At 58.1% G+C, this 23882-nt stretch carries 18 protein-coding genes, 1 tRNA gene and 1 pseudogene; all 20 read left to right on the top strand.

The features are described from left to right. Window positions 1-302 precede the first annotated feature (302 nt). Complete coding sequence (locus HMPREF2527_RS04900; RefSeq protein WP_049345317.1) at window positions 303-1424, top strand: tetratricopeptide repeat protein; 1122 nt, start codon at window positions 303-305, stop codon at window positions 1422-1424. Between the two features lie 188 nt (window positions 1425-1612). Continuing rightward, window positions 1613-2650: an HAD-IIA family hydrolase gene (locus tag HMPREF2527_RS04895; protein ID WP_070506815.1), complete on the top strand. Its 1038-nt coding sequence runs from the start codon at window positions 1613-1615 to the stop codon at window positions 2648-2650. After that, window positions 2643-2810, top strand: a complete 168-nt coding sequence (locus HMPREF2527_RS04890; RefSeq protein ID WP_005506658.1) for a hypothetical protein — start codon at window positions 2643-2645, stop codon at window positions 2808-2810. The genes HMPREF2527_RS04895 and HMPREF2527_RS04890 overlap by 8 nt, the downstream gene beginning before the upstream one ends. A gap of 107 nt (window positions 2811-2917) precedes the next feature. Then, window positions 2918-3646, top strand: a complete 729-nt coding sequence (locus HMPREF2527_RS04885) for a TlyA family RNA methyltransferase (RefSeq protein ID WP_049360431.1) — start codon at window positions 2918-2920, stop codon at window positions 3644-3646. A gap of 217 nt (window positions 3647-3863) precedes the next feature. Continuing rightward, window positions 3864-4184 (top strand): annotated as a pseudogene (gene merR / locus HMPREF2527_RS09585) (Hg(II)-responsive transcriptional regulator); the annotation flags it as partial. 35 nt (window positions 4185-4219) lie between these two features. After that, window positions 4220-5878 carry a mercury(II) reductase gene (gene merA / locus HMPREF2527_RS09580; RefSeq protein WP_080976711.1) on the top strand — a complete coding sequence of 553 codons (1659 nt, stop codon included), beginning with the start codon at window positions 4220-4222 and terminating at the stop codon, window positions 5876-5878. A gap of 324 nt (window positions 5879-6202) precedes the next feature. Next, window positions 6203-7240 carry an NAD kinase gene (locus HMPREF2527_RS04880; RefSeq protein ID WP_141744447.1) on the top strand — a complete coding sequence of 346 codons (1038 nt, stop codon included), beginning with the start codon at window positions 6203-6205 and terminating at the stop codon, window positions 7238-7240. Window positions 7241-7259: 19 nt separating this feature from the next. Further along, window positions 7260-8978: a DNA repair protein RecN gene (recN, locus tag HMPREF2527_RS04875; RefSeq protein WP_005506652.1), complete on the top strand. Its 1719-nt coding sequence runs from the start codon at window positions 7260-7262 to the stop codon at window positions 8976-8978. 351 nt (window positions 8979-9329) lie between these two features. Next, complete coding sequence (locus HMPREF2527_RS04870) at window positions 9330-11024, top strand: CTP synthase (RefSeq protein ID WP_070506813.1); 1695 nt, start codon at window positions 9330-9332, stop codon at window positions 11022-11024. A 142-nt stretch (window positions 11025-11166) separates the two neighbouring features. Then, the gene (locus tag HMPREF2527_RS04865; protein ID WP_070506810.1) at window positions 11167-11835 is read left to right on the top strand and encodes an NUDIX domain-containing protein; all 669 of its coding nucleotides are present in this window, start codon (window positions 11167-11169) and stop codon (window positions 11833-11835) included. Window positions 11836-11931: 96 nt separating this feature from the next. Then, window positions 11932-13104 carry a site-specific tyrosine recombinase XerD gene (locus HMPREF2527_RS04860; RefSeq protein ID WP_070506807.1) on the top strand — a complete coding sequence of 391 codons (1173 nt, stop codon included), beginning with the start codon at window positions 11932-11934 and terminating at the stop codon, window positions 13102-13104. A gap of 94 nt (window positions 13105-13198) precedes the next feature. Continuing rightward, complete coding sequence (locus tag HMPREF2527_RS04855; protein WP_005506637.1) at window positions 13199-14059, top strand: ParA family protein; 861 nt, start codon at window positions 13199-13201, stop codon at window positions 14057-14059. A gap of 192 nt (window positions 14060-14251) precedes the next feature. Continuing rightward, on the top strand, window positions 14252-15271 hold the full coding sequence (locus HMPREF2527_RS04850) for a segregation and condensation protein A (RefSeq protein ID WP_070506805.1): 1020 nt from the start codon (window positions 14252-14254) through the stop codon (window positions 15269-15271). Continuing rightward, window positions 15264-16301 (top strand): SMC-Scp complex subunit ScpB, encoded by a 1038-nt coding sequence (scpB, locus tag HMPREF2527_RS04845; protein WP_070506802.1) that lies wholly within the window; start codon window positions 15264-15266, stop codon window positions 16299-16301. Before HMPREF2527_RS04850 ends, scpB begins: the two co-directional genes overlap by 8 nt. A gap of 81 nt (window positions 16302-16382) precedes the next feature. Further along, a complete protein-coding gene (locus HMPREF2527_RS04840) occupies window positions 16383-17543 on the top strand; it encodes a pseudouridine synthase (protein ID WP_005507699.1) in 1161 nt (386 codons plus the stop codon). A gap of 18 nt (window positions 17544-17561) precedes the next feature. After that, on the top strand, window positions 17562-18731 hold the full coding sequence (locus tag HMPREF2527_RS04835; protein WP_070506800.1) for a prephenate dehydrogenase: 1170 nt from the start codon (window positions 17562-17564) through the stop codon (window positions 18729-18731). Between the two features lie 54 nt (window positions 18732-18785). Then, window positions 18786-19478, top strand: coding sequence for a (d)CMP kinase (gene cmk, locus HMPREF2527_RS04830; protein WP_005507701.1), 693 nt, complete (start codon window positions 18786-18788; stop codon window positions 19476-19478). 112 nt (window positions 19479-19590) lie between these two features. Next, window positions 19591-21171, top strand: coding sequence for a ribosome biogenesis GTPase Der (gene der / locus HMPREF2527_RS04825; RefSeq protein WP_070506797.1), 1581 nt, complete (start codon window positions 19591-19593; stop codon window positions 21169-21171). 239 nt (window positions 21172-21410) lie between these two features. Continuing rightward, window positions 21411-21484: transfer RNA gene (locus HMPREF2527_RS04820), tRNA-Pro, on the top strand. Between the two features lie 579 nt (window positions 21485-22063). After that, window positions 22064-23701 (top strand): L-lactate permease, encoded by a 1638-nt coding sequence (locus tag HMPREF2527_RS04815; protein WP_070506795.1) that lies wholly within the window; start codon window positions 22064-22066, stop codon window positions 23699-23701. The last annotated feature ends 181 nt before the right edge of the window (window positions 23702-23882 follow it).

Genomic DNA, 23882 nt, shown 5'->3' with positions numbered 1-23882 from the left:
GGTACTGCACTTTTGTGGGTGTGGGAGAGTAGGTTATTGCCGCTTTATTATTCAATAGCCCCGGCTTCGCCGGGGCTATTTTTGTTTGGGGAGGTCGTTAGGCCTCCCCATTTGTCTTTAACATCCCATCAGTACGGGTGCGCGGAAGGTGCTCTCTATACTAGAATGGTATGGCTTATGTTTAGGCATTAGCGGGTGTATCTAAAGCACCCCTCATAGAGTTGATGCCTCAGGCAGCGGTTCGCCCGAATCGACTGCATACCCTACCCGCCCACACTGGCGGATACCTCCCAAGGAGATTCATGTCTGAGACCCCCCGTCACGAGTCTAACGGCTCCGGCCCCCGCCAGCACCGCAAGAACAGCGGAGGAAAGGACTTCCGCTCCAAGAAGGGCGGCAAGAACTTTGGCGGCAAGGGCGGTTTCAAGCGTAACGACCGCGGAGGCAAGAAGTTCGACGGCCGTCGCTCCGACTCCCGATCCAAGGCACCTCGCTCCAACGGTCCCGAGGCTGAAGTACCTCGCGAAGAAGTACGCAGCATCGGTGGCCGTGCAGGCTACCGCCCCGCAAAGCCCAAGGCACCGGAAATTGATGACGACATCACCGGTCGCGAGCTGGACGGCGCAACCTTCCGTCAGTTGCGCGCCCTGGAACCTCGCAACGCAGAAACCGTCGCAAAGCACCTCGCCATGGCTGGTCGCTACCTCGACATCGACCCCGAATTTGCGCTGGAACACGCCGTTGCCGCATCCCGCAGTGCAGGCCGTATTGCCGCAGTACGCGAAGCCGTTGGCGTCGCCGCATACGTTGCAGAAGACTTCGAACTGGCACTGCGCGAACTGCGCACCCACCGCCGTATTAGCGGCTCCGTAGACCACCTGGCACTGCTGGTGGACTGCGAACGCGCGCTCGGCCGCCTGCCCAAGGCAATGGAAATGATTGCAGAATTCAAGAAGGAAGAACTGCCCGCTAACGTGCGCGTAGAGCTCGCCATCGTTGAATCCGGTATCCTCAGCGATCAGGGCAAGAAGTCCGAGGCCGTCGTAGCGCTGCAGATTCCTCAGCTGAACCCCAAGCGCGCCTTCGAGTACAGCCCCCGTCTGTTCAGCGCATACTCCGACGCGCTGGCTAACGCAGGCCGTAACCAGGAAGCAGAACGCTGGGCACGCCTCGCATTCATGGCAGAAGCAGCACTGGGCCAGGGCAATTTCGCAGAACCCGAAATCTTCGACATGTTCGGTGAAGCTGGCCTCTTCGAGCAGGAAGAGAAGTCCGTAGAACTCACTGAGACCGCAGAAGAAGCTGAAGAGACCGCTGAAGCTTCCGCAGAAGAGGAAGCAATCGAAACTGCAGAAGAAGTAGCTGAGGACGAGAAGACCGAAGCTCCCAAGACTGAAGAAGCAGAAGAAACCTCCGCAGAATAAGACTGCAGAGAATCTAAGAATTCTAAATACGTGACCTAAGTGTCAGCGTGAAACCGCTGGACGCCACACCCAAGCAGGGGAGAGCGTCCAGCGGTTTTCCATATAATCGCCCGAAGGCGACAACGCTAGAGTGTCTAACAGGTACGATTAATAGCGACAACCGCCAGAGACCCCGAGAGGAACACTCTATGACCACGAACGCACTCCTATCCCGCTACGATGCCCTCCTCTCCGATCTGGACGGCGTAGTCTACGCGGGTCCCTTCGCCATCGAAGGCGCACCCGAAGCGCTCAACCGCGCCGAAGAAGAACTCAATGTACCGGTCATCTTCGTCACCAACAATGCATCGCGCTCTGTAGAATCTGTAGCAGAGCACCTGCGTGAACTGGGTGTGCACACCCGAGCAGAACGAGTCGTCAGCTCCGCACAGGCAGGCGCCGCACTGCTCGCACAGCACGTACCCGCAGACTCCAAAGTGCTCATCACCGGTACCGAAGCACTCGCCGACTGCGTTCGTGCGGTAGGCCTCGAAACCGTACGCAAGGAAGAAGAAGGCCCCGTAGCCGTCATCCAGGGTTTCGACCCCAAGATCGGCTGGGAAGACCTGGCGGAAGCCGCCTACACCCTCGCAAACCCCGACATCCTCTGGATTGCCACCAACACCGACCAGAGCATCCCCAAGGAACGAGGCCAGGCACCCGGTAACGGCACCCTCGTAGCAGCCGTGGCAAGTGCAACCCGCCGCACCCCGCTCGTCGCGGGCAAGCCCGAAGCACCCATCTTCCACACTGCAGCAAAGGCAGTGAACTCCAGCCGCCCCGTTATCGTGGGCGACCGCCTGGACACCGACATTCTCGGCGCCAACAACGCAAAGATGGACGGCGCCCTCGTCCTAACCGGCGTACAGACCTACCAGGACGTCATCGAGGCCGTGCCGAACCAGCGTCCGACCTATATTCTGCGCACCCTCGAGGACTTCTTCGCACCCTACCCCGAAATTGAGGTGCTCTACGAAGGCTATGAAGTCACCGCAACCGGCCCCACCTGGCAGGCCCGAGTTCGCGGTGAAAACCTGAGCCTGACCGGCCCCGAGATTGAAGACACCGAAGCATTCGCGGGCAGCGAGAGCGAAGCCGAAGCATGGCGTGTAGCCTGCGCGGCATGGTGGGCGGCAAACCCCGAACAGGGCGCACGCCCCAACATCCAGGGGATCCCCGGTGCCTAAAGAACCGGAGACTAATAGCACGGCAGAGGAAACCGCTGAGCTTGATGCAGAATTCGAGCGCCAACTCGCGGCGACCCTCGCCATGGATCCCGTAGAGCGCGTCAAGCGCCTCGAAACGATGAGTGAGCAGCTGGAGAAAGACCTCGAAAACCTCTCCTAGTTCGCGGCGGTGTCACCTCAGAACAGCAATGCTCTGAGGTGACACTAGATAACCCGTCACCAGACGATGACATCACCAGACGACGACAGAAAGAAGACAAGGACACCGTGCGCCTCGATAAATACCTGGTCGAAGCCGGATTCGTGAGTTCCCGAACCCTCGCCGCAAAACTCATCGCGGCAAGGGACGTGCAAGTCAACGGCAAGGTTGCGCGCAAAGCGTCCATGCTCGTGGGCCCGGAGGACACCCTCTACGTGCGCCAGAGCGAGCTGACCGAATACGTCAGCCGCGCAGGGCACAAGCTCGCCGGTGCCCTCGACGCGTTCCCCGATATCGAGGTAGAAGGCAAGCGTTGCCTGGACGCGGGAGCATCCACCGGAGGCTTTACCGACGTGTTGCTTCGTCGAGGAGCCGCCCACGTAGCCGCCGTTGACGTAGGACACGGGCAGCTCGTGGACGCGCTACGCGAAGAACCGCGAGTCGGCGTGTACGAAGGACTCAACGTTCGCTATATGAAGCCCGAAGACATTGGTGGGCAGGTCGAACTGACGGTTTCTGACCTCTCGTTCATCTCGCTGACCCTGGTTATGGAGGCGCTAGCGAACGCCACCGAAACCGGCGGCGACCTGGTGCTCATGGTCAAGCCGCAGTTCGAGGTCGGCAAGCATCGCATCGGACGTGGGGGAGTGGTGCACGAAGAATCCGCCCGCCGTGAAGCAGTAGAAAAAGTTCAGGCATCTGCGGTCAGCCACGGATTGCGTGTGATGGGTATGGAACCCAGCCCGCTCCCCGGACAGGACGGCAACGTAGAGTACTTCCTATGGTGCAAAAAATAAAGGGTCTTCGGAATATATAGTGGAATTACTTTCTTAATAGTTTAAAAACAACTGGTGTTTAAATCGGATTTTCTGGTGGGATGTTAGGATAATCAATAGTATTATATAAAAGTATCAATCACATACGAGTGATACTTTGGGAAAAAAATAAAATAGTCCAATTTACTTGACCGTGTACTATGGTACATGGTTTATAATATTCAGGGGGTGAAATAAGATGATTTATCGCATTAGTGAGTTTGCAGATAAATGTGGAGTTAATAAAGAAACGATCAGATATTACGAGCGAAAAAATTTATTACAAGAACCTCACCGAACGGAAGCTGGTTATCGGATATATTCATATGATGACGTTAAGCGTGTTGGGTTTAATAAACGAATACAGGAACTTGGTTTCTCTTTAAGTGAGATTTATAAATTACTTGGTGTTGTAGATAAAGATGAAGTTCGTTGTCAAGATATGTTCGAATTTGTTTCTAAAAAACAAAAGGAAGTGCAAAAACAAATAGAGGATTTAAAACGAATTGAAACTATGTTATAATAGAAACATTAACAAACGAAAGGAGCTTTTTTATGAATAAATTTAAGGTAAACATTTCAGGAATGACTTGTACGGGTTGTGAAAAACACGTAGAATCAGCACTTGAAAAGATAGGTGCTAAAAATATTGAGTCTAGTTATCGTCGTGGTGAAGCAGTATTTGAACTGCCCGATGATATTGAGGTTGAAAGTGCAATAAAGGCGATTGCTGACGCAAATTATCACCCGGGCGAAGCAGAAGAAATACAAGTGCAATCGGAAAAAAGGACAGATGTAAGTTTAAATGATGAAGGTAACTATGATTATGATTACATCATCATCGGTTCTGGTGGAGCTGCCTTTTCATCTGCCATTGAAGCCGTTACTTTGAACGCAAAAGTGGCTATGATTGAGCGTGGAACGGTGGGTGGAACTTGCGTTAATGTCGGATGCGTTCCTTCTAAGACCTTATTAAGAGCAGGGGAAATCAATCATCTAGCAAAAAATAATCCATTTGTGGGATTACACACTTCGGCTTCAAGTGTTGATTTAGCGCCATTAGTAAAACAAAAGAATGATTTAGTAACCGAGATGCGAAATGAAAAATATGTGAATTTAATTGATGATTATGGTTTTGAATTAATAAAAGGTGAAGCAAAATTCGTAAATGAAAATACAGTTGAAGTAAATGGCAATCAAATCACAGCCAAAAGATTTTTAATAGCTACAGGTGCTTCTTCAACTGCACCTAATATTCCCGGATTAGATGAAGTAGATTATTTAACAAGCACTAGCTTATTGGAATTAAAGAAGGTTCCAAATCGTCTTACCGTAATTGGTTCAGGATATATCGGCATGGAATTAGGACAACTATTTCATAACCTCGGGTCAGAAGTCACTTTGATTCAAAGAAGCGAGCGTCTATTAAAAGAATACGATCCTGAAATTTCAGAAGCCATTACTAAGGCCTTAACAGAACAGGGAATTAATTTAGTAACAGGTGCAACCTATGAACGAGTTGAGCAAGATGGAGACATTAAAAAAGTTCATGTTGAGATAAATGGTAAAAAGCGAATTATTGAAGCAGAACAATTGCTAATTGCCACTGGAAGAAAACCAAATACAGAATCATTAAACTTACATGCAGCAGGCGTTGAAGTTGGTTCCCGTGGTGAAATTGTCATTGATGATTATCTTAAAACGACCAATTCCCGAATTTATTCAGCTGGAGATGTCACTCTCGGTCCCCAATTTGTTTATGTAGCTGCTTATGAAGGTGGACTTGCTGCTCGTAATGCAATCGGAGGACTAAATCAAAAGGTCAATTTAGAAGTGGTTCCAGGCGTTACGTTTACTTCTCCATCGATTGCAACGGTTGGTTTAACGGAGCAACAGGCAAAAGAAAAAGGATATGAAGTGAAAACATCGGTATTGCCGTTGGATGCTGTTCCAAGAGCGCTCGTTAATCGGGAAACAACAGGTGTTTTCAAATTAGTGGCAGACGCGAAAACATTGAAAGTGTTAGGGGCGCATGTAGTGGCAGAAAACGCAGGAGACGTAATTTATGCAGCAACATTAGCTGTGAAATTCGGTTTAACTGTTGGAGATCTGAGAGAAACGATGGCTCCATATCTAACAATGGCAGAAGGATTGAAGCTGGCTGTCCTAACTTTTGACAAAGATGTTTCGAAATTATCTTGCTGTGCAGGCTAAGGGAACTTTTTTACAACTCCCTATTCAACGGTGTCGAAAGTAAATATAGTGCCGAAAATAAATAGTGCTAAGGCAGTCTGAGAGAAACCGCTCGGTAACGCAGGACGCGTTGAGGGCGGGGCTTTCTCAGGCTGCCGCGCTATTCGCAGGTATTTTTACAGGTATTTTTACAGGTATTTTAGAGATACCCCAGCCGTACGCTATTCGAAATAATTTTCTAAAAATATAGCTCTTTAGAAAATCTTCGAGAACATATTCGGTATGATAGGTGTAGATACACCATCTCAACATCCCGATCTCAACACCCGATGGGAGAGAGTCGTTATGGCAGAACACGAAAGCCACGCACCGCAGGAAGCAACCGCACAGGTAGTTGCCGCAGGTGCGCGTCATAGTTCCGAATACCACAGTTTCGAACGTCATGGTTTTGAAGACTCGGTGGAACAACGTCACCGTAAGATTCTCGTCTTCGCCCATGTGGGGCGCAAAGAAGCACGAGATGCCGCCCGACAGGCATGCACCCAGCTCTACGAAGAGGGACTCGCACCCGTCATGACTCGCTCCGATCTGGAAACCCTGAGCGAAAACTGGGACGAGCCCGTCCCCGTGCAGGTCGTCCATGAATCCGTGGCGCTCATCGATATTGAACTCGGCGTGGTACTCGGTGGTGACGGTTCGATTCTTCGCGCCGCAGAAATGGTGCGCCGAACCAGTGTTCCGCTCATCGGTGTGAACCTGGGGCACGTCGGCTTCCTTGCCGAATCCGAAGAGAGCGACCTGACCGAAACCGTTCGCTGCATCGTCAACAACGAATACACCGTTGAAGAACGCATGGCAATCGACGTGGAAGTCTGGAACGACGGCAAGCGCGTGCACAGCGACTGGGCGCTGAACGAAGCCAGTGTTGAAAAGGGCAACCGCGAAAAAATGATTGAAGTCATTATCGAGGTGGACTGCCGCCCGCTCAGTAGCTTCGGATGCGACGGCGTGGTCATGGGAACCCCCACCGGCTCGACCGCCTACGCTTTCTCCGGTGGCGGCCCGGTCGTCTGGCCCGAAGTTGAAGCAATTCTCATGGTGCCGCTCTCGGCTCACGCGCTCTTCGCGCGCCCGCTGGTAGCAGCGCCGACCTCCACCCTGGCGGTAGAAATGATGCCCGGAAACGGAGCCTCCGGTGTGCTTTGGTGCGATGGCCGCCGAACTGTAGAGCTGGACCCCGGCTCCCGTATTGAGGTGCGACGCTCCGAAAAGTCGGTGCTGCTCGCCCGTATTCACCCGGCTCCCTTCTCTGAGCGACTGGTGCGTAAATTTGAGCTTCCGATCCGTGGCTGGCGTGGCCCGCAGGACACCGAGAAGCACTAAAGAAAAGGAATGAACGTTCGTGATTGAGGAAATCCATATTCGAGACCTCGGCATCATCACCGATGCGAGGCTCCCCCTCGAACCCGGATTCTCCGTGCTGACCGGCGAAACCGGCGCAGGTAAAACCATGGTCGTCACTGCCCTCGGCATGCTCCTGGGCGCCCGATCCGACGCATCCAGCGTGCGCAACGGCGCCAAGAGCGCCCTCGCCGAAGCAGTCATTCGCCTGCCCCACGGGCACCGCGCCCTTGAGCTTGCTGAAGAAGCCGGCGGCACCGCCGAAGACATCGACGAACAGACCTCCGAACTGCTTCTGGCACGCACCGTCAACGCCTCGGGGCGCTCCCGCGCCCACGTCGGCGGTTGCTCCGCACCCATCGGAACCCTGTCTCAGATTGGTCAGACTCTTGTCGCAGTCCACGGCCAGTCCGATCAGTTGCGCCTCAAGTCTGCGGCGGAACAGCGCCAGTCCCTCGACCTGTACGCCGGCGAAGAGCTCGCCAACCTGCTTGAGAAGTACCGCGAAAACTACGAACGATACCGCGCCGCCGCAGCAGAGCTCAAGGAAGTACGCGAAAACTCTCGCGCACGCGCCCTCGAAGCGCAGACCCTGCAGGGCGCCCTCGAAGAAATCAGCGCCGTCAACCCGCAGGCCGGGGAAGAAGAAGAGCTCAAAGCCGAAATGGTGAAGCTCATGAACGTTGAAGCACTACGCATTGCCTCGGCGACCGCCTCCGCAGCGCTCAGCGGTAGCGAATACTCTACCGGTGATGAGCAGAGCGTCATGAGCCTGCTCGATGCAAGCCGCTCCGCGCTACAGGCGCAGGCAGACGCTGATGAAGAGCTTGCCTCCCTCGCGGCGCGCGTCAACGAATTGTTGATTCTTGCCACCGATATCTCCTCGGATTTGTCCTCCTACATGGCCTCCCTGGATGTTGAAGGTCCCGAACGTCTGGCACAGGTGCAGACTCGCCGCGCCCAGCTGGCGACCCTCACCCGCAAGTACGGTGCCGATATTGCCGAGGTTCTCGAATGGGCCGAAGAATCCCGTGCACGCCTTGAGACCCTGGTAGACGACCCGCAGCGACAGGAAACCCTGGAAACCGAACTGGTACAGCTACGTAAGGTGCTCGGCGCCCAGGCAGAAGAGCTGACCGCTCTGCGCCGTGCCGCCGCGCAGAAACTGGCGGATGCCGTCAGTGAGGAGCTTACTGCTCTTGCCATGCCGAACGCCTCCCTGGTCGTGGAGGTTGCCGAAGCTGAAAAGTTCTCGGTGCACGGTCGAGACACCGTGACCTTCATGCTGGCCCCGCACCGAACTGCCGTGCCGCGCCCGCTCGGTAAGGGCGCCTCCGGCGGCGAGCTCTCCCGCGTGATGCTCGCCCTGGAGGTAGTGCTTGCCGAAGTGGACCCCGTACCCACCTTCATCTTCGACGAGGTGGACTCCGGCGTGGGCGGTAAGGCAGCTATCGAAATCGGTCGCCGCCTCGCCATGCTCGCCCGACACGTGCAGGTTCTGGTTGTCACCCACCTGCCGCAGGTTGCCGCCTTCGCGGACCAGCACATCCTCGTGCTGAAAAACGATGACGCGTCCCTCTCGAAGGTCAAGGTACTTTCCGAAGAGGAACGCGTGGTGGAGCTGGCGCGAATGCTCTCCGGACACGATCAATCAGAATCGGCGCGAGAGCACGCCCGAGAGCTGCTGGCCGCCGGTCGAGAAGTGCCCCAGGGACGCTGAAGCTGACGGCAAACCGGCGGCAAACCGGCAGGGAAAAGCATGAGGAAAGTGCTGGCAAAAGCGCCAAAAGGCGGCATCTTTCGCACTAAAGACCATCAAAGGGGCTGAAGTGCGCGAGCCTGCCTCGGAAAGTTGTCGGTGCAGTCCGTGCCGGTGACCAATAGCGGCGCATGGAGCCCAGAGGATGTGAGATACTCTGTGAATGCTCCTACACCTGCTTCTACACGGCGCGGCGGGAATAATAAATCCCCGGCTCCGTTTACAGTGGTGATAAGGACAAATAGGGGAGGGAAAACCGCCTGAGAGAATCCTCTCGCGGCAAAACCCTCTGCTTGGATAGCAGACAAGAAAATGGTAGGCTTAAATTCCGTGGTGAATGAAAAAAATAACGCTCTGAACGCGTCCTCTAACGACAAGGTAACCCGCCAGATTTTCGTGACCGGCGGCGTTGCATCTTCTCTCGGTAAGGGCCTGTCGGCCTCTTCCCTCGGTCAGCTTCTTCGCGCACGTGGCCTCTCTGTGACCATGCAGAAGTTCGACCCCTACCTGAACGTCGATCCCGGTACGATGAACCCCTTCCAGCACGGTGAAGTCTTTGTCACCGACGACGGTGCTGAAACCGACCTCGACATCGGACACTACGAGCGCTTTCTGGACGAAAACCTCGACCAGTCCGCTAACGTGACCACCGGCCAGGTCTACTCCTCCGTCATCGCAAAGGAACGCCGCGGCGAATACCTCGGCGACACCGTCCAGGTCATCCCTCACATTACCGACGAAATCAAGGCCCGCATGCGTCACGCAGCGGAAATTGACAACGCACCCGACATCATCATCACCGAAATCGGTGGTACCGTCGGCGATATCGAGTCCCTGCCCTTCATGGAGGCAGCACGCCAGGTACGCCGCGATGTTGGCCGCAAGAACGTCTTCTTCCTGCACGTCTCCCTGGTGCCCTTCATCGGCCCCTCCGGCGAGCTCAAGACCAAGCCGACCCAGCACTCCGTCGCAGCACTGCGCGGCCTGGGCATCCAGCCTGACGGTCTGATCCTGCGCTGTGAGCGTGAGGTCCCCGTATCGCACCGTACCAAGATCGGTAACGCATGCGACGTGGACAGCGACGCAGTCATCTCCTGCGCCGACGCACCCAGCATCTACGACATCCCCAAGACCCTGCACAGCCAGAAGCTCGACGACTACATCCTCGACTACTTCGGCATTGAGGCTCCCGCACCGGACTTCACCCAGTGGGACCGCCTGCTCGACGCAGTGCACCGCCCCGCAGCAGAGGTCAACGTTGGCCTGGTCGGTAAGTACATCGACCTGCCCGACGCATACCTGTCCGTCTCCGAGGCTCTGCGCGCCGGCGGCTTCGCAAACAACGTGAAGGTCAACATCAAGTGGGTTGCAGCCGACCTGTGCGCAACCGACGAAGATGCAGACCACCAGCTGCGCAACATGGATGCAATTCTCGTGCCCGGCGGCTTCGGCATCCGCGGCCTGGACGGCAAGATCGGTGCCCTCAAGTACGCACGCGAGCACAAGCTCCCGACCCTGGGCATCTGCCTCGGCCTGCAGTCCATGGTCATCGAGTACGCACGCAACGTACTGGGCCTGTCCGAAGCATCCTCCACCGAGTTCGATCCGGAAACCTCCGTACCGGTCATCGCAACCATCGAAGAGCAGAAGCAGTTCGTCGAAGGTGCAGGCGACCTGGGCGGCACCATGCGCCTGGGCCTGTACAAGGCAAACCTGGTTCCCGGCTCTCAGGTTGCTAAGGCATACGGCGCAACCGAGGTTGCAGAGCGTCACCGCCACCGCTACGAGGTGAACAACGAGTACCGCGAGCAGCTTGAAGAAGCAGGCCTGCGCATCTCCGGTACCTCCCCGGACTCCTCGCTGGTCGAGTACGTGGAACTGCCCGCAGAGGCACACCCCTACTACGTGGCAACTCAGGCACACCCCGAGTACCGCTCGCGTCCGACCCGCCCGCACCCGCTCTTTGCAGGCCTGATTAAGGCTGCCCTGGAGCGCCGCGGAGCATAAGGCGACCGAACGCGTTGAGCGCCCCATCCGTCCCCGCGGCGGCTGGGGCGCTCGCCGTTTAACCGTCTTAACCCATCGGGGTCCGCCGAGTAACGGGGAGAAGTGCGAGGGAGTTCCGAAACGAACCCTCTAGAATAGAAATATGAGCGAAAACCAGCATATTATCGACGAACCCTCAGAACGTACGATTCGCACCCGGACCGTCAAATACAGCGGATACGTCATCGAAACCGTGGTCGAGGAATACGAGCTGAACGAAGACACCGCACTCACCCGCGATGTCGTGGAGATGCCCGGTGCCGTGGCCGTAGCGGTTCTCAACGAACACAACGAATTGCTGATGCTCAACCAGTACCGGCACCCGGTGCGCATGAACCTCTGGGAGGTGCCCGCCGGCCTGCTCGACATCGACGGTGAGGACCCTCTGCACGCCGCACAGCGCGAGCTCGCCGAGGAAGCCGACCTGCAAGCCGCCAGCTGGCACGCCCTGACCGACTACTTCAGCAGCCCCGGCGCAACCAGTGAAGCGGGTCGCGTCTACCTGGCCCGCGACCTGAGCGAACTGCCCGCCGAAGAACGCATCGAGCGTACCGAAGAAGAGGCGGAGATGACCTACCGTTGGGTTCCCCTGCAGGACGCGGTGCAGTTGGTTCTGGACGGTAAAGTGCACAACGCGCTGGCCATCCAGGCGATTCTGGCCACCTACGCCGCCTCGGCGCGCGGCTTTGAGGGCCTGCGCGAAGCCGCCGGCGGCTGGGAATTCCACCCCTACATGGGGCATCGCCGACAGAAGCCGCAGACCTTCCGTTAGGGTTCGGAATCTTCTCGCCCGATCCCTCGAAGAGGCATTTCGCGCTACCGTGCGCATCCGAACAAACCCGAACGACCGCGTGAGAAGGGAAGAGATATGGCACAGCCCGCACTGAAGGGCGCTACCCCCGCGGTCGAGGGGGCCGGCGAACAGACCCCCCTGGAGCGGGCCATCGACCAGTACCTGGTGCATCTGCGGGTCGAGCGGGGTAGCAGCGAGAACACCATCGCCTCGTACGCGCGAGACTTGCGCCGCTACGCCGCGTACCTCTCCACCCTCGGGGTAATCGACCCCGAACGCATTACGACCGCGCAGGTGCGTTCATTTATGCGCGAGCTTGCCGCACCCACCGTGCCCATACCCGGCCTGGCCGCTCCAGCTAAAAAGCAGCCGGGGGAAGAGAACTCCGTGGATGCCGAGGAGGCCGCAGAATCCCTGGCCGTCCTCATCGCCGCCGAAGGGGGCCGCGGTACCGCGGCGGGGGAGCGGGAGAGCGGCGAGGGAAGCATCCCGTTGCCTCTAGGCCCTAACTCCATTGCCCGCACCATGGCCGCCGTGCGCGGAGCCCACGCCTTCTGGGTCTCTGCCTTTCTGGTGGAAAAAGACCCCGCCGCGACCGTGACACCGCCCAAAAACGTCAAGCGCCTACCCAAAGCTATTACTGTGGAGCAGATGCAGCGCCTCCTCGCCGTGCCGGATCGAGACACTCCCATCGGCCTGCGAAACCGCGCCATACTTGAATTCCTGTACGCCACCGGTGCCCGTGTGAGCGAAATGCTCAATGCCGATATCGACGACGTGCACTTTGAAGAAACCCTGACTGACGAGGACGGCAACGACATCACCCTCCCCGGGTACGTGCGGCTCTTCGGCAAGGGGAGCAAAGAACGCCTCGTGCCCCTCGGAAATTACGCCCACAAGGCCATTCAGGATTACCTGGTGCGTGCCCGCCCCTCCCTCGTAGCGCACGGTAAAGGCACCGCCGCGCTCTTCGTCAACGGACGAGGCGGCAGACTCGGACGCCAAGGCGCCTGGCTCATCCTCAAAGAAGCCGCCGAAGCCGCCGGGCTCAGCTCCGACTTCTCGCCGCACTCCATGCGCCACAGTTTCGCAACGCACCTGCTACAGGGCGGAGCCGATATTCGTGTGGTGCAGGAACTGCTCGGGCACGCCTCCATCGCGACCACGCAGGTGTACACGAAGGTCACGCCCGAGGGGCTCATGGAGGTGTACCGCATGGCGCATCCGCGTGCTCACGAGAGGGGATAAAACCCCGTCAATCCGCGGAACAGCCGCTCTTGAGGTAACCTTATAGACAACGCTTAAACTTTAAAACTTCGAATTCATTGATGAAGGTGAACCATTGACTGAAGCTCAGGCTCAAGAACTCGGCCCCACCGGTCGACCCCTGCGCGTATACCCCGACCCGGCTCCGCTGAGCAGCCACGGTCCCGCCCGCATTATCTCTATGGTGAATCAGAAGGGCGGCGTGGGTAAGACCACCTCCACCATTAACCTGGGCGCAGCACTGGCAGAATGCGGCCGTAAGGTGCTACTGGTCGACTTCGACCCGCAGGGTGCTCTCTCCGCAGGTTTCGGTGCGAACCCGCACGAACTGGACCTGACCGTCTACAACGTCATGATGGACCGCAAGGTCGACATCAAGGACGTCATCCTGCCCACCGGCGTGGAGAACATCGACCTGCTGCCCGCCAACATTGACCTCTCCGCAGCTGAAGTTCAGCTGGTCAACGAAGTGGCTCGCGAGCAGGTTCTCGCCTCGGCGCTGCGCAAGGTCCGCGACGAATACGACGTCATCCTCATCGACTGCCAGCCCTCCCTGGGCTTGCTGACCGTCAACGCACTGACCGCCTCCGAAGGCGTCATCATCCCGTTGATTTGTGAGTTCTTCGCGCTGCGCGCCGTCGCACTGCTGGTCGACTCCATCGAGAAGGTGCAGGACCGCCTGAACCCCGACCTCGAAATCTCCGGCGTACTTGCCACCATGTTCGATGCCCGCACCATCCACTCCAAGGAAGTTCTGGCACGCATCGTGGACGCATTCGGCGACAAGGTCTTCGACACCGTCATCAAGCGCACCGTGAAGTTCCCGGACGCATCGGTGTCCGCTGAGCCGATTCTCAGCTACGCCTCCAGCCACCCCGGCGCGGAAGCATACCGCCAGGTGGCACGCGAACTGATCTACAAGGGCGGCGCACGCTAAAGCCCCCACACCTATACGCCCTCTGCTGAGGTGACTCTCACCCTTGAGTCACACCGGCAGAGGGCGTATAATTGTGTGGATTCTAAAGACCCCGCACACTGCTTACGTCGAAAAATAGGCGAAGCAGAAGCCGCATCTGAGACGGCACCAACAAAAGCCGGGGAGAATAAACCTAAGGAGAATAGGTCGTTTATGACCACGAACGTCGCTGCCGTGAGGGTACCGACACCGAATGCAGACACCGCCGCGAACGCCCGGACTGAGGGCCGCGGCCTGCAGAACCCGGAACGCGGTTTCACCCTCACCCTCAGTAATTTTGAGGGTCCCTTTGATCTTCTACTGACCCTGATTTCGCGCCGCAAACTCGACATTACCGAGGTGGCGCTCGCAGAGGTCACCGACGAGTTCCTCGCATACCTGCACGCCCTCTACGCTGAAGGCACCGAACGCGCACTCGACGAAGCCAGTGAATTTCTGGTCATCGCCGCAACCCTGCTGGAACTCAAAACCGCACGCCTGCTCCCGCAGCATCGTGAACCTCTCGAAGAGGATGTTGCACTGTTGGAGGCACGCGACCTGCTTTTCGCCCGTCTGCTGCAATATCGCGCCTACCGCGAAGTTGCCGATATTTTTGCTGAACGCTGGGCGCAAGAAGCGCAGCGTTTTCCCCGTGCGGTAGCCCTTGAAGAACGGTTCGCCCAGGCGCTTCCCGAGCTGGTCTTTACCGGAGGTGCCGAAGAGTTCGCCCGCATCGCCGCAGTAGCGCTGAGTCGAACCCCCAAAGAGCCCGAACCGGAACCCGAAGAAATCGTTGAAGAACTCAACGAGCACCTGCACGTTCCGCTAACCACCATCGCGGCTGAAGAACACTACATTCTGCACAGCCTGCTCGATACCGCGGCGCGGGAACTGAGCTTCGCCGAACTGGTTCAAGGATCCGGCGACCTAGAAATCGCGGTGGTTCGTTTTCTCGCCCTGCTCGAGCTCTACAAAGAAGGTGCCCTGCACGTGGAACAGGACGCACCGCTCGGAGCCATTCGGGTACGTGCGAGCGCGAGCGCCGCACAATTCGTAATCCGCGAAGAAAGTACAGACACCGCAGGCACACAGGATGCGCACGAAATTGGTGAAGCACCTGAATCACCCGAGGCGAACGAATCTGCGAACGAATCTGAAGCTAACACGGAACCGGTAGAGGAGGATTATGAGTAATCACGGCTCACGCTTTGACCGTGAATTCACCCCTGACGACCTTGCCATCGTGAACATGGGCTACTGGGATCCGAACGCAGACGAAGATTCGGAACAGGCTGACTCGGCGCCGGCAGAGGCGGTAGAGGCGGAAATTTCAAAGCCTGCTGAGGCGGACGCTGAGCCGGCTGAGCACGAGGTAGCGGCAACTCCTCTGGAGGCTGAGGTTACCGAAGATGCCGAGGTTACCGAAGAAGCTGAGGAGGCTGAAGCCACTGAACCGGTAGAGGACTCCGATGGTTCCGACATTTCCGACAGCTATGAGGAATCGCAGGAAACTGTATCCCGTGAGTCGAAGGAGCCGGCAACAAAATCGGTAAAGATTCCGGCGGGAGGCCCCTCCACCGCACCCAGCGTGGCGGTCGATGCCGAAGCCGAATTCTCCAAGGTCGAGGCAATCCCCGGCGGCGTCAAAAGCGCCATCGAAGCGATCCTCGCCGTTGCCGAAGCGCCCGTGGGCGTCAAAGAACTCTCCGCCGCGCTCATCGTCAGCGAACGAGCTGTTGAGCACGCGCTCGACCAGCTGTACCGAGAGTACAACGGCGAAGAAAGCGGCTACGGAGAAGACGAAAACCGGGTGGCGCCCGAACCGCGCGGATTCCAGCTGCGGAACATCGCAGGAGGCTGGAAGCTCTACGCCCGCGACGACTTCGCCCCCTGGGTGGCACGCTTCGTGACCCGCTCCAAGAGCGCAACCCTCAGCAAGCCCGCCTACGAGACGCTCGCCGTGATTGCTTACCAGCAGCCGGTGACCAGGGCGGGGGTAGCCTCCATCCGTGGCGTAAACGCGGACGCGGCAATCCGTCAGCTACTGCAACGGCAGCTGATTCGTGAAGCAGGGCGAGAATCCGGAAGCGGCGCGACCCTCTACGAAACCACGGAGCTGCTGCTGGCGAAGCTCGGGTTGAACTCCCTGGAGGAGCTACCGGCGCTCGCGCCCTTCCTGCCCGATGACACGGAAGCCGCAGTGCTTGCCGAGGGCAACGACTAAGACAACGAATCAATAAGACGAACGAACGTTCGGGAAAAGCCTGAAACGTTCGCACCATACGACAGAAAAGAGAAGAACACCATGGCATATGGAAACTCCTCCCGCGGCGGCCGCTCTGCATCCGGTCGCCCCCAGAACTCCCGCGGTGGCCGTCCCGGCGCTGCTCGTCCCGGTCAGGGCGGTAAGCCCGGCGCTAAGGGCGCATCCGCACGCGGTGGTCGTCCCGGCGCACCGAAGAGTGGCGCAGGCAAGGGCGGCGCAAAGGGCTTCGGCGAGAAGAAGTTCGGTGACAAGAAGTTTGGCGAGAAGAAGTTCGGCGCAGGCCGCGCAGGTTCCGGCCGAGGCCGCGGCACTGAACTGCCCAAGCGCGAACGCCGCGCACCGGGCCGCCCCTACCGCTCCGGCGAAGCCTTCGCAAACGAGCGCGGCGAATACCGCGTCAGCAACTACGCTGGCCCGCACCGCCCCCGCCGCCCCCGCAACGCCCCGGTAGACCACTACGAGTTCTACGACCACGACGGCGTGCGCCTGCAGAAGCTGCTGGCTCAGGCCGGTGTGGCATCCCGCCGCGTCTGCGAAGAAATGATTACCGAAGGCCGCGTTACCGTCAACGGTGAAGTCGTGACCGAGCTGGGTGTGCGCGTGGACCCCTCCAAGGTAACCGTGCAGGTGGACGGCATGACCGTTCAGACCAACGACAAGCTCGTCTACATGGCATTCAACAAGCCCGCCGGCGTGGTCTCCACCATGGAAGACCCCGAAGGTCGCCCCTGCATCTCTGACTTCCTGCGTTCCTCCATGAGCGAGCGCGTGTTCCACGTGGGCCGCCTGGACGTCGAAACTGAGGGTCTGCTGCTGCTGACCAACGACGGTGAACTGGCGAACCGCCTCACCCACCCCTCCTACGAGGTGCCCAAGACCTACCTGGTGCAGGTTCCCGGCCCGATGGAGCCCGGCGTCGGCGCAGCCATGAAGAAGGGTATTCGCCTGGAAGACGGCGTGACCCGCGTGGACGAGTTCAAGCTGGTGGACTCCACCCCCGGCCACGTGCTCGTTGAGGTGACCATCCACTCCGGTAAGAACCGCATCGTGCGCCGACTCTTCGACGCTGTCGGCTACCCGGTTGAGCGCCTGGTCCGCGTCGAGATGGGCCCGATCCGTATTGGTTCGCAGAAGCAGGGTACCGTCCGTAACCTCTCCAAGGTCGAGATCGGTCACCTGCTCGCTTCGGTGGACATGTAATAACGCTAAGGAGTTGTCATGAGCTCGCCCGCTGAGCTTTCCGCATCTGAGCTGCCCATGGACTCAACGCTGACCGGGCCGGTGCTCATTATCGGTTCGGGTCTGCTGGGTGCCTCCATTGGTTTGGGGTTGCGTGCGGCAGGATGCGAGGACGTGTACGTCCAAGATATTTCACCCACCGCCGAGGCTGTGGCGCAGGATATCGGTGCAGGTACAAGCATCTCCACACTGTCGGAGGAGGAGCGCACCGCGTTCGCCCCGCAGCTGGTGGTGGTGGCTGCGCCTCCGGATAGTGCCGGTGCCGTGTGCGCTCGCGCGTTGAACACCTATGCGCCTCGACCGGAGGCGGGCTACCCCGGCGCCGTGGTGACGGATGTTGCCTCGGTGAAGGTACAGCCGCTGGCTGATGTGCTTGCCTCGGGTGCGGATGCGTCCCGTTACGTGGGTTCGCATCCGATGGCTGGGCGTGAGAAGTCGGGCCCGGTGGCTGCTCGCGGTGAGCTGTTTCAGGCGCGTCCGTGGATTATCTGCGAGCACGATTCGGTTCGTCCCGAGTGTGTGCGTCTGGTGCGTTCTGTGGCGGTGGAGCTGGGCGCGATTGTGACTTCTCTGGGCGTCGAGGAACATGATCAGACGGTTGCCCTGATCTCTCATGTGCCGCAGGCGATGAGCTCACTATTGGCTTCGCGTCTGCAGGACACTCCGCTGTATGCGCTGTCCCTGGCAGGTCAGGGCCTGCGCGATACGGTGCGTATCGCGGCGTCGGACCCGACGCTGTGGGTGCAGATTTTTGCGGCGAACGCCGACCCAATCGTGAAGACCCTCTACGGGGTGCGCGATGACCTGAACCGCCTCATCGCGACGCTGGAGAACCCCACGGCATCTGGCGCGCGCTTGGATTTGGCGCAGCTGATGAGCGAAGGCAATGCGGGTGTGAGCCGTATTCCGGGTAAGCACGGTACGGCGCCCGCCGCGTTCGCAAAGATGACGGTGCTGGTGGACGATACCCCCGGAACCCTGGCTCGCTTGCTTGCCGAGATTGGTGAGCTGGGCGCGAACCTTGAGGATTTGCGTCTGGAACACTCGACGGGCGCCCCGGTGGGTATGGCTGAAATCTCGGTCAATCCGTCTATTCATGAGGCGCTGGTCCGCGATTTGTCGGCTCGCGGTTGGCGTGTTGTGAAGTAGAGTTAAAGCTGTATTTTCCGGCATAAAGTTTGAGACGAATTTTAAGGAGTGCTGATGCACGAGAACCCTAAACTGACGATTGCTATTGACGGTCCCTCCGGTTCCGGTAAGTCGTCTGTGTCTAAGGAAGTTGCACGCCACTTTGGCCTGGCGTACCTGGACACCGGTGCAATGTACCGTGCCGCAACCTACCGTGTGCTGGAACTTGGCATTGACCTGAACGACGCTGAGGCGATCGCGAAGGCTGTCGAGGAGATGCCCCTGGTGTTCGGTACGAACATTAAGGAAGAAGAGATTCTGATGGGCTCGACCGATATCCGTGAGGAGATTCGTAGCGAGCGCATTTCTTCGGCTGTGTCTGCTGTGGCTTCGGTTCCGGCGGTTCGTGAGCACCTGATTGGCCTGCAGCGTTGGATGATTAACCACGCTATTAACGGCATGGTCGCTGAGGGCCGCGACATCACCACCGTGGTTGCTCCCGATGCTGATGCGCGCATCCTGCTGACTGCTTCTGAAGAGGTGCGCATGGCGCGCCGTGGCCTGGAGAACGCGGAGAAGTCCGGCGCTTCGGGTGACTTGAGCAAGCAGATCGCTGAGCGTGATGCGAAGGATTCGAAGGTCAATAACTTTATGGAAGCTGCCGAGGGCGTGACCCTGGTGGACAGCTCGGATCTTGATTTTAATGCGACGGTCTCTGCAGTGATTAACGCTGTGAATGACCAGTTGAAAGCGAAGCGCGCGGGCTAGGCCCCGCCGAAACGCTGGGGGAGTGGTGCATCCGCTCCCGATAAGACGTTGAGCCGTGCTCGCGTGCTGACCAATGGGTTGGGCGCGGGGGCGGGTAGAGAAAGGAATGCGCATGGCTGAGGACGCTATCCGCGACGATTACGAAGATAAGTACCTGGGCGGTGGCGAGGACGACGTTACCGAGCGCCTCGCTGAGATTGATGATGAGACCGCTGACCAGCGTGCTCAGGCTCTTCTTGAGGGTCTTGAGGACTACGACCTGGATGAAGAGGACCGCGCCCTGCTGGGTGCTTGGGGCTTCGACATTGAGGAAGAGGAAGAGCAGCTCGCTGATCCGGTAGTGGCGATTGTTGGCCGCCCGAACGTGGGTAAGTCGACCATCATTAACCGTATTCTGGGCCGCCGTGAAGCGGTGGTTGAGGATAAGCCGGGCGTGACTCGTGACCGCGTGTCCTATAAGGCTGAGTGGCTGGGTAAGAGCTTCACCCTGGTTGATACCGGTGGTTGGGAGTCTGACGCCCGCGGTATTGATGCTCAGGTTGCTGAGCAGGCTGAGATTGCTGTGGAGCAGGCCGATGTTGTGGTCCTGGTGGTGGATGCCCGCGTGGGTGTGACCGCTTCGGACGAGCAGATTGTGCGTATGCTGCGCCGCGTGAAGAAGCCGATCATTCTGATTGCTAATAAGATTGACGACGCTCACCTGGAGCCGGAGATTTATAACCTCTGGTCGCTGGGTATGGGTCAGCCGTTCCCGGTGTCGGGTCTGCACGGTCGTGGCCTGGCGGATGCTCTGGACGAGATCCTTGAGGTCATGCCGGAGCACTCGCAGTTTGCTCAGCCGGAGGCGCTGGGTGGCCCGCGTCGTGTGGCTCTGGTGGGTCGCCCGAACGTGGGTAAGTCGTCGCTGCTGAATAAGCTGGCTGGTTCTGAGCGTGCCGTGGTGAACGACCTGGCTGGTACGACTCGTGACCCGATTGACGAGATTATTGAGCTGGGCGGCTACCCTTGGCGTTTTGTGGATACCGCGGGTATTCGCCGTCGCCAGCACATGGCTAAGGGCGCGGAGTTCTACTCTTCGCTGCGTACTCAGACTGCTCTGGAGCGTTCTGAAGTTGCCGTGGTGCTGCTGGATGTTTCCGAGCCGATCTCTGAGCAGGACGTGCGTATCGTGCAGACCGTGATTGATTCGGGTCGTGCGATGGTCCTGGCATTCAATAAATGGGATACCCTCGATGAGGATCGCCGCGACATGCTTGAGCGCGAGATTGAGCGCGACCTGGCGCACGTGCAGTGGGCTCCTCGCGTGAACATTTCGGCGAAGACCGGCTGGCACAAGGACAAGCTGGTGCCCGCCCTGGAGCACTCGCTGGAGTCGTGGGATTCGCGTATTCCGACCGGTCGCCTGAACGCGTTCCTGGGCGAGATTGTGGCCGCGCATCCGCACCCGCTGCGTGGTGGTAAGCAGCCGCGTATTCTCTTCGGTACTCAGGTGTCTTCGCGTCCGCCGAAGTTCGTGCTCTTTACTACCGGCTTCTTGGACCCGGGTTACCGTCGCTTCATTATGCGTCGTCTGCGTGAGAATTTTGATTTCACGGGTACTCCGATTGAGATTTCGATGCGTGTGCGTGAGCGCCGTTCCCTGGGTGAGCGTCAGAGCGCGAAGGCTAAGAAGGGTAAGGGCGGCCGCCGCTAGTAGCGGGGGTGTCTGCCTGATGCCGTGTTGCTGGGCTGGCTCCCTTGCTAGGCTTGTGCTAGGCTTGGCTCCCGCGCGCTGGATTCTGTGCGGAAAATCTGCACGAAAAATCCGTGAGGAAAAGATTTTTAAGATTTTTTCTAAAAATAGGGATTCTGGCTTGCGCGTGGGTTAAAAGCCCGGTATAGTTATTCGAGTGTTCAGGGGAAACCTTGAAAACAATATCGTGAATAACGAATCGGGTTGTGGCGCAGCTTGGTAGCGCACTTGACTGGGGGTCAAGGGGTCGCAGGTTCAAATCCTGTCAACCCGACAGATAAAGCTCCGGAAGGTTTTCCTTCCGGAGCTTTTTGTATGCCGTTTAGTGGTTTTTGTTTTGCTTGCTTGGATGGGGAAATACGGGAGTCGGTGCCAAATACACGGCTGGAAGCACTGAAGGGCGCTCTCTTCCTTGGGATGGCGGGGGAGGGGCCGGCATTGCACCTGTAAAGCGGTGGGTCTTTAGGTTAGTGTGCAATTATGAGCTTCGATCTAAATGTTGGAATATGCCCGATTTTGTGGGTGATGGGTGGTACATTGGGTACACAAGGAATCGCGTTTTAGCGGTCAGAAATTTTAGCTTTGGCACTGAATTTCCCTTGACAAATCAAGGAATATTTAGGTTTCTGTGACTAAAACACGACTTCATACACACTGAATTTCATAGCCGCAAAACCAACACGAACCCAAGTGAAGGCATATATCCCCAGAGGATAGCGCCCATAACGCATAAAACAGCTAGGTGCACGCACCTGCAACACACGGCACACACGCCGCCACAAGCGTCGCTGGGAAGGTTTTACGGCACAACTCGATCCCGCCCCCGTGGGCGTGGAAAGGAACGCAATAAACCATGTGGCAGCAAGTCTACGACCCGCTGAACTCGAGCGCGCTCTCCGCACTTGTAGCAGCAGTCCCGATTATTTTCTTCCTTCTGGGCCTCACCGTCCTGAAGCTCAGCGGTATTAAATCTGCCGTTATCTCCCTCGTTCTAGCTCTCCTCATCGGTTGCGCTATCTTCGGTATGCCCGTCACCGCCGGTGCAGGCTCGATTCTCTACGGCTTCCTCTCAGGCATGTGGCCCATTGGCTGGATCGTTCTCATGGCAGTGTGGCTCTACCGCATTTCCGTGCGTTCTGGCGGCTTTGAGATTGTTCGCTCCTCCATCTCCTCCATCTCTACCGACCAGCGCATCCAGATGCTGCTGATCGCATTCTGCTTCGGTGGCTTCCTCGAAGGTGCTGCAGGCTTCGGTATCCCGATCGCTATCTGTGCTGCGTTGCTCGTGTCCCTGGGCTTCAACCCGCTCAAGGCCGCAATGTTCGCACTGATTGCTAACGTGAGCTCCGGCGCATACGGCGCTATCGGCATCCCCGTGACCACCGCTGCAACCCGCGGTGGCGTGGACTTGCACGCACTGTCCATCGAAATGGTCCTGGTTATCCAGATCATGGCAGCGCTCATCCCCGTACTGCTCGTTGCTATTCAGGATGGCATCCGCGGTATCCGCGAGGTCGGTCTGGTAGCTCTCATGGTTGGCCTGATCTACTCCGGCGGCCAGTCCGTTCTGCTCGCAGCCCTGGGTAACCCCGAGCTGGTCGACATCATCCCGCCGCTGCTGGCACTGGTCGCTCTGGCACTGGTTATGCAGAAGTGGCAGCCCAAGCACATCTTCCGTGAGCCCACCGCTCCCTCCCTGGAAGAAGTTCAGGCTCAGCAGAGCGTCAAGCACACCGGTAGTGAAATCCTCAAGGCATGGAGCCCCTTCGTCTACCTGTCCGTCGTGATTCTGCTCTGGTCCACCGCTCTGAAGCCCGTCTTCGCTGCTAAGGGCGCGCTCGGCTTCACCAACATTACGTTCTCCCTGCCCTGGCTGCACCAGAGCATCTCGCAGGCAGCACCGATTGTTGCAACTCCCAAGCCTATCGACGTGAACTACACCTGGAACATCGTGGGCGCATCCGGTACCGCAATTCTGGTGGCTACCATCATCACCATCCTGACCTCCAAGATTAGCTGGGGCGAGGCTATCGAAGAACTCGGTGCAACCTGGAAGCAGCTGCAGACCCCGATCCTCATGATCTGCCTGGTCATGTCCGTTGCTAACGTCATGAACTACGCGGGTATGATTACCTCCATCGCACTGGCTGTTGCCGCTGTGGGCGCAATCTTCCCGCTGCTGTCCCCGATCATCGGTTGGATCGGCGTGTTCGTGACCGGCTCTGTTGTGAACAACAACATCCTCTTCGCTGGCCTGCAGGCTACCACCGCACAGCAGATTGGCGTCAGCCAGACCCTGCTGGTTGCATCTAACACCGCCGGTGGTGTGATGGCGAAGATTGTTTCCCCGCAGTCCATCGCAATTGCAGCTGCTGCTGTGAACAGCGCAGGCGAGGAATCCAAGATTACCTCCATGGCGATCAAGTACAGTGCAGCTCTGCTGGCTGTCACCTGTGTTTGGGTTTATGTCCTGTCTCTGGTCGGCCTCTAAACAGCGTGAGAACCAGATGCGTGTAACCTACCTTCTCTGAAGGTAAGGTGCCCGCGACACGGTTTAGCAAAAGCCCCCTTCTACGTGAAGTAGGAGGGGGCTTTTACGTTATCTGGGCTTGTTAGGGGGCATATGGTGGGATGCCTAGCTGATGGCTCGAGGGGGGGGGGTGGTTAGGGGC

The organism is Rothia sp. HMSC071B01 (genome assembly GCF_001808945.1).
Taxonomy (GTDB): Bacteria; Actinomycetota; Actinomycetes; order Actinomycetales; family Micrococcaceae; genus Rothia.
The sequence above is the reverse complement of the archived record's forward strand: the minus strand, read 5'-3'. Positions and strand labels throughout refer to the sequence as shown.

Excerpts from the sequence above, each read along its gene's own strand:
- HMPREF2527_RS04900 (WP_049345317.1), top strand. The coding sequence starts at position 303 with ATGTCTGAGACCCCCCGTCACGAGTCTAACGGCTCCGGCCCCCGCCAG.
- der (WP_070506797.1), top strand. The coding sequence starts at position 19,591 with ATGGCTGAGGACGCTATCCGCGACGATTACGAAGATAAGTACCTGGGC.
- HMPREF2527_RS04850 (WP_070506805.1), top strand. The coding sequence starts at position 14,252 with ATGACCACGAACGTCGCTGCCGTGAGGGTACCGACACCGAATGCAGAC.
- cmk (WP_005507701.1), top strand. The coding sequence starts at position 18,786 with ATGCACGAGAACCCTAAACTGACGATTGCTATTGACGGTCCCTCCGGT.
- HMPREF2527_RS04880 (WP_141744447.1), top strand. The coding sequence starts at position 6,203 with ATGGCAGAACACGAAAGCCACGCACCGCAGGAAGCAACCGCACAGGTA.
- HMPREF2527_RS04840 (WP_005507699.1), top strand. The coding sequence starts at position 16,383 with ATGGCATATGGAAACTCCTCCCGCGGCGGCCGCTCTGCATCCGGTCGC.
- HMPREF2527_RS04895 (WP_070506815.1), top strand. The coding sequence starts at position 1,613 with ATGACCACGAACGCACTCCTATCCCGCTACGATGCCCTCCTCTCCGAT.
- scpB (WP_070506802.1), top strand. The coding sequence starts at position 15,264 with ATGAGTAATCACGGCTCACGCTTTGACCGTGAATTCACCCCTGACGAC.
- merA (WP_080976711.1), top strand. The coding sequence starts at position 4,220 with ATGAATAAATTTAAGGTAAACATTTCAGGAATGACTTGTACGGGTTGT.
- HMPREF2527_RS04815 (WP_070506795.1), top strand. The coding sequence starts at position 22,064 with ATGTGGCAGCAAGTCTACGACCCGCTGAACTCGAGCGCGCTCTCCGCA.
- HMPREF2527_RS04835 (WP_070506800.1), top strand. The coding sequence starts at position 17,562 with ATGAGCTCGCCCGCTGAGCTTTCCGCATCTGAGCTGCCCATGGACTCA.
- HMPREF2527_RS04865 (WP_070506810.1), top strand. The coding sequence starts at position 11,167 with ATGAGCGAAAACCAGCATATTATCGACGAACCCTCAGAACGTACGATT.
- HMPREF2527_RS04870 (WP_070506813.1), top strand. The coding sequence starts at position 9,330 with ATGGTAGGCTTAAATTCCGTGGTGAATGAAAAAAATAACGCTCTGAAC.
- HMPREF2527_RS04860 (WP_070506807.1), top strand. The coding sequence starts at position 11,932 with ATGGCACAGCCCGCACTGAAGGGCGCTACCCCCGCGGTCGAGGGGGCC.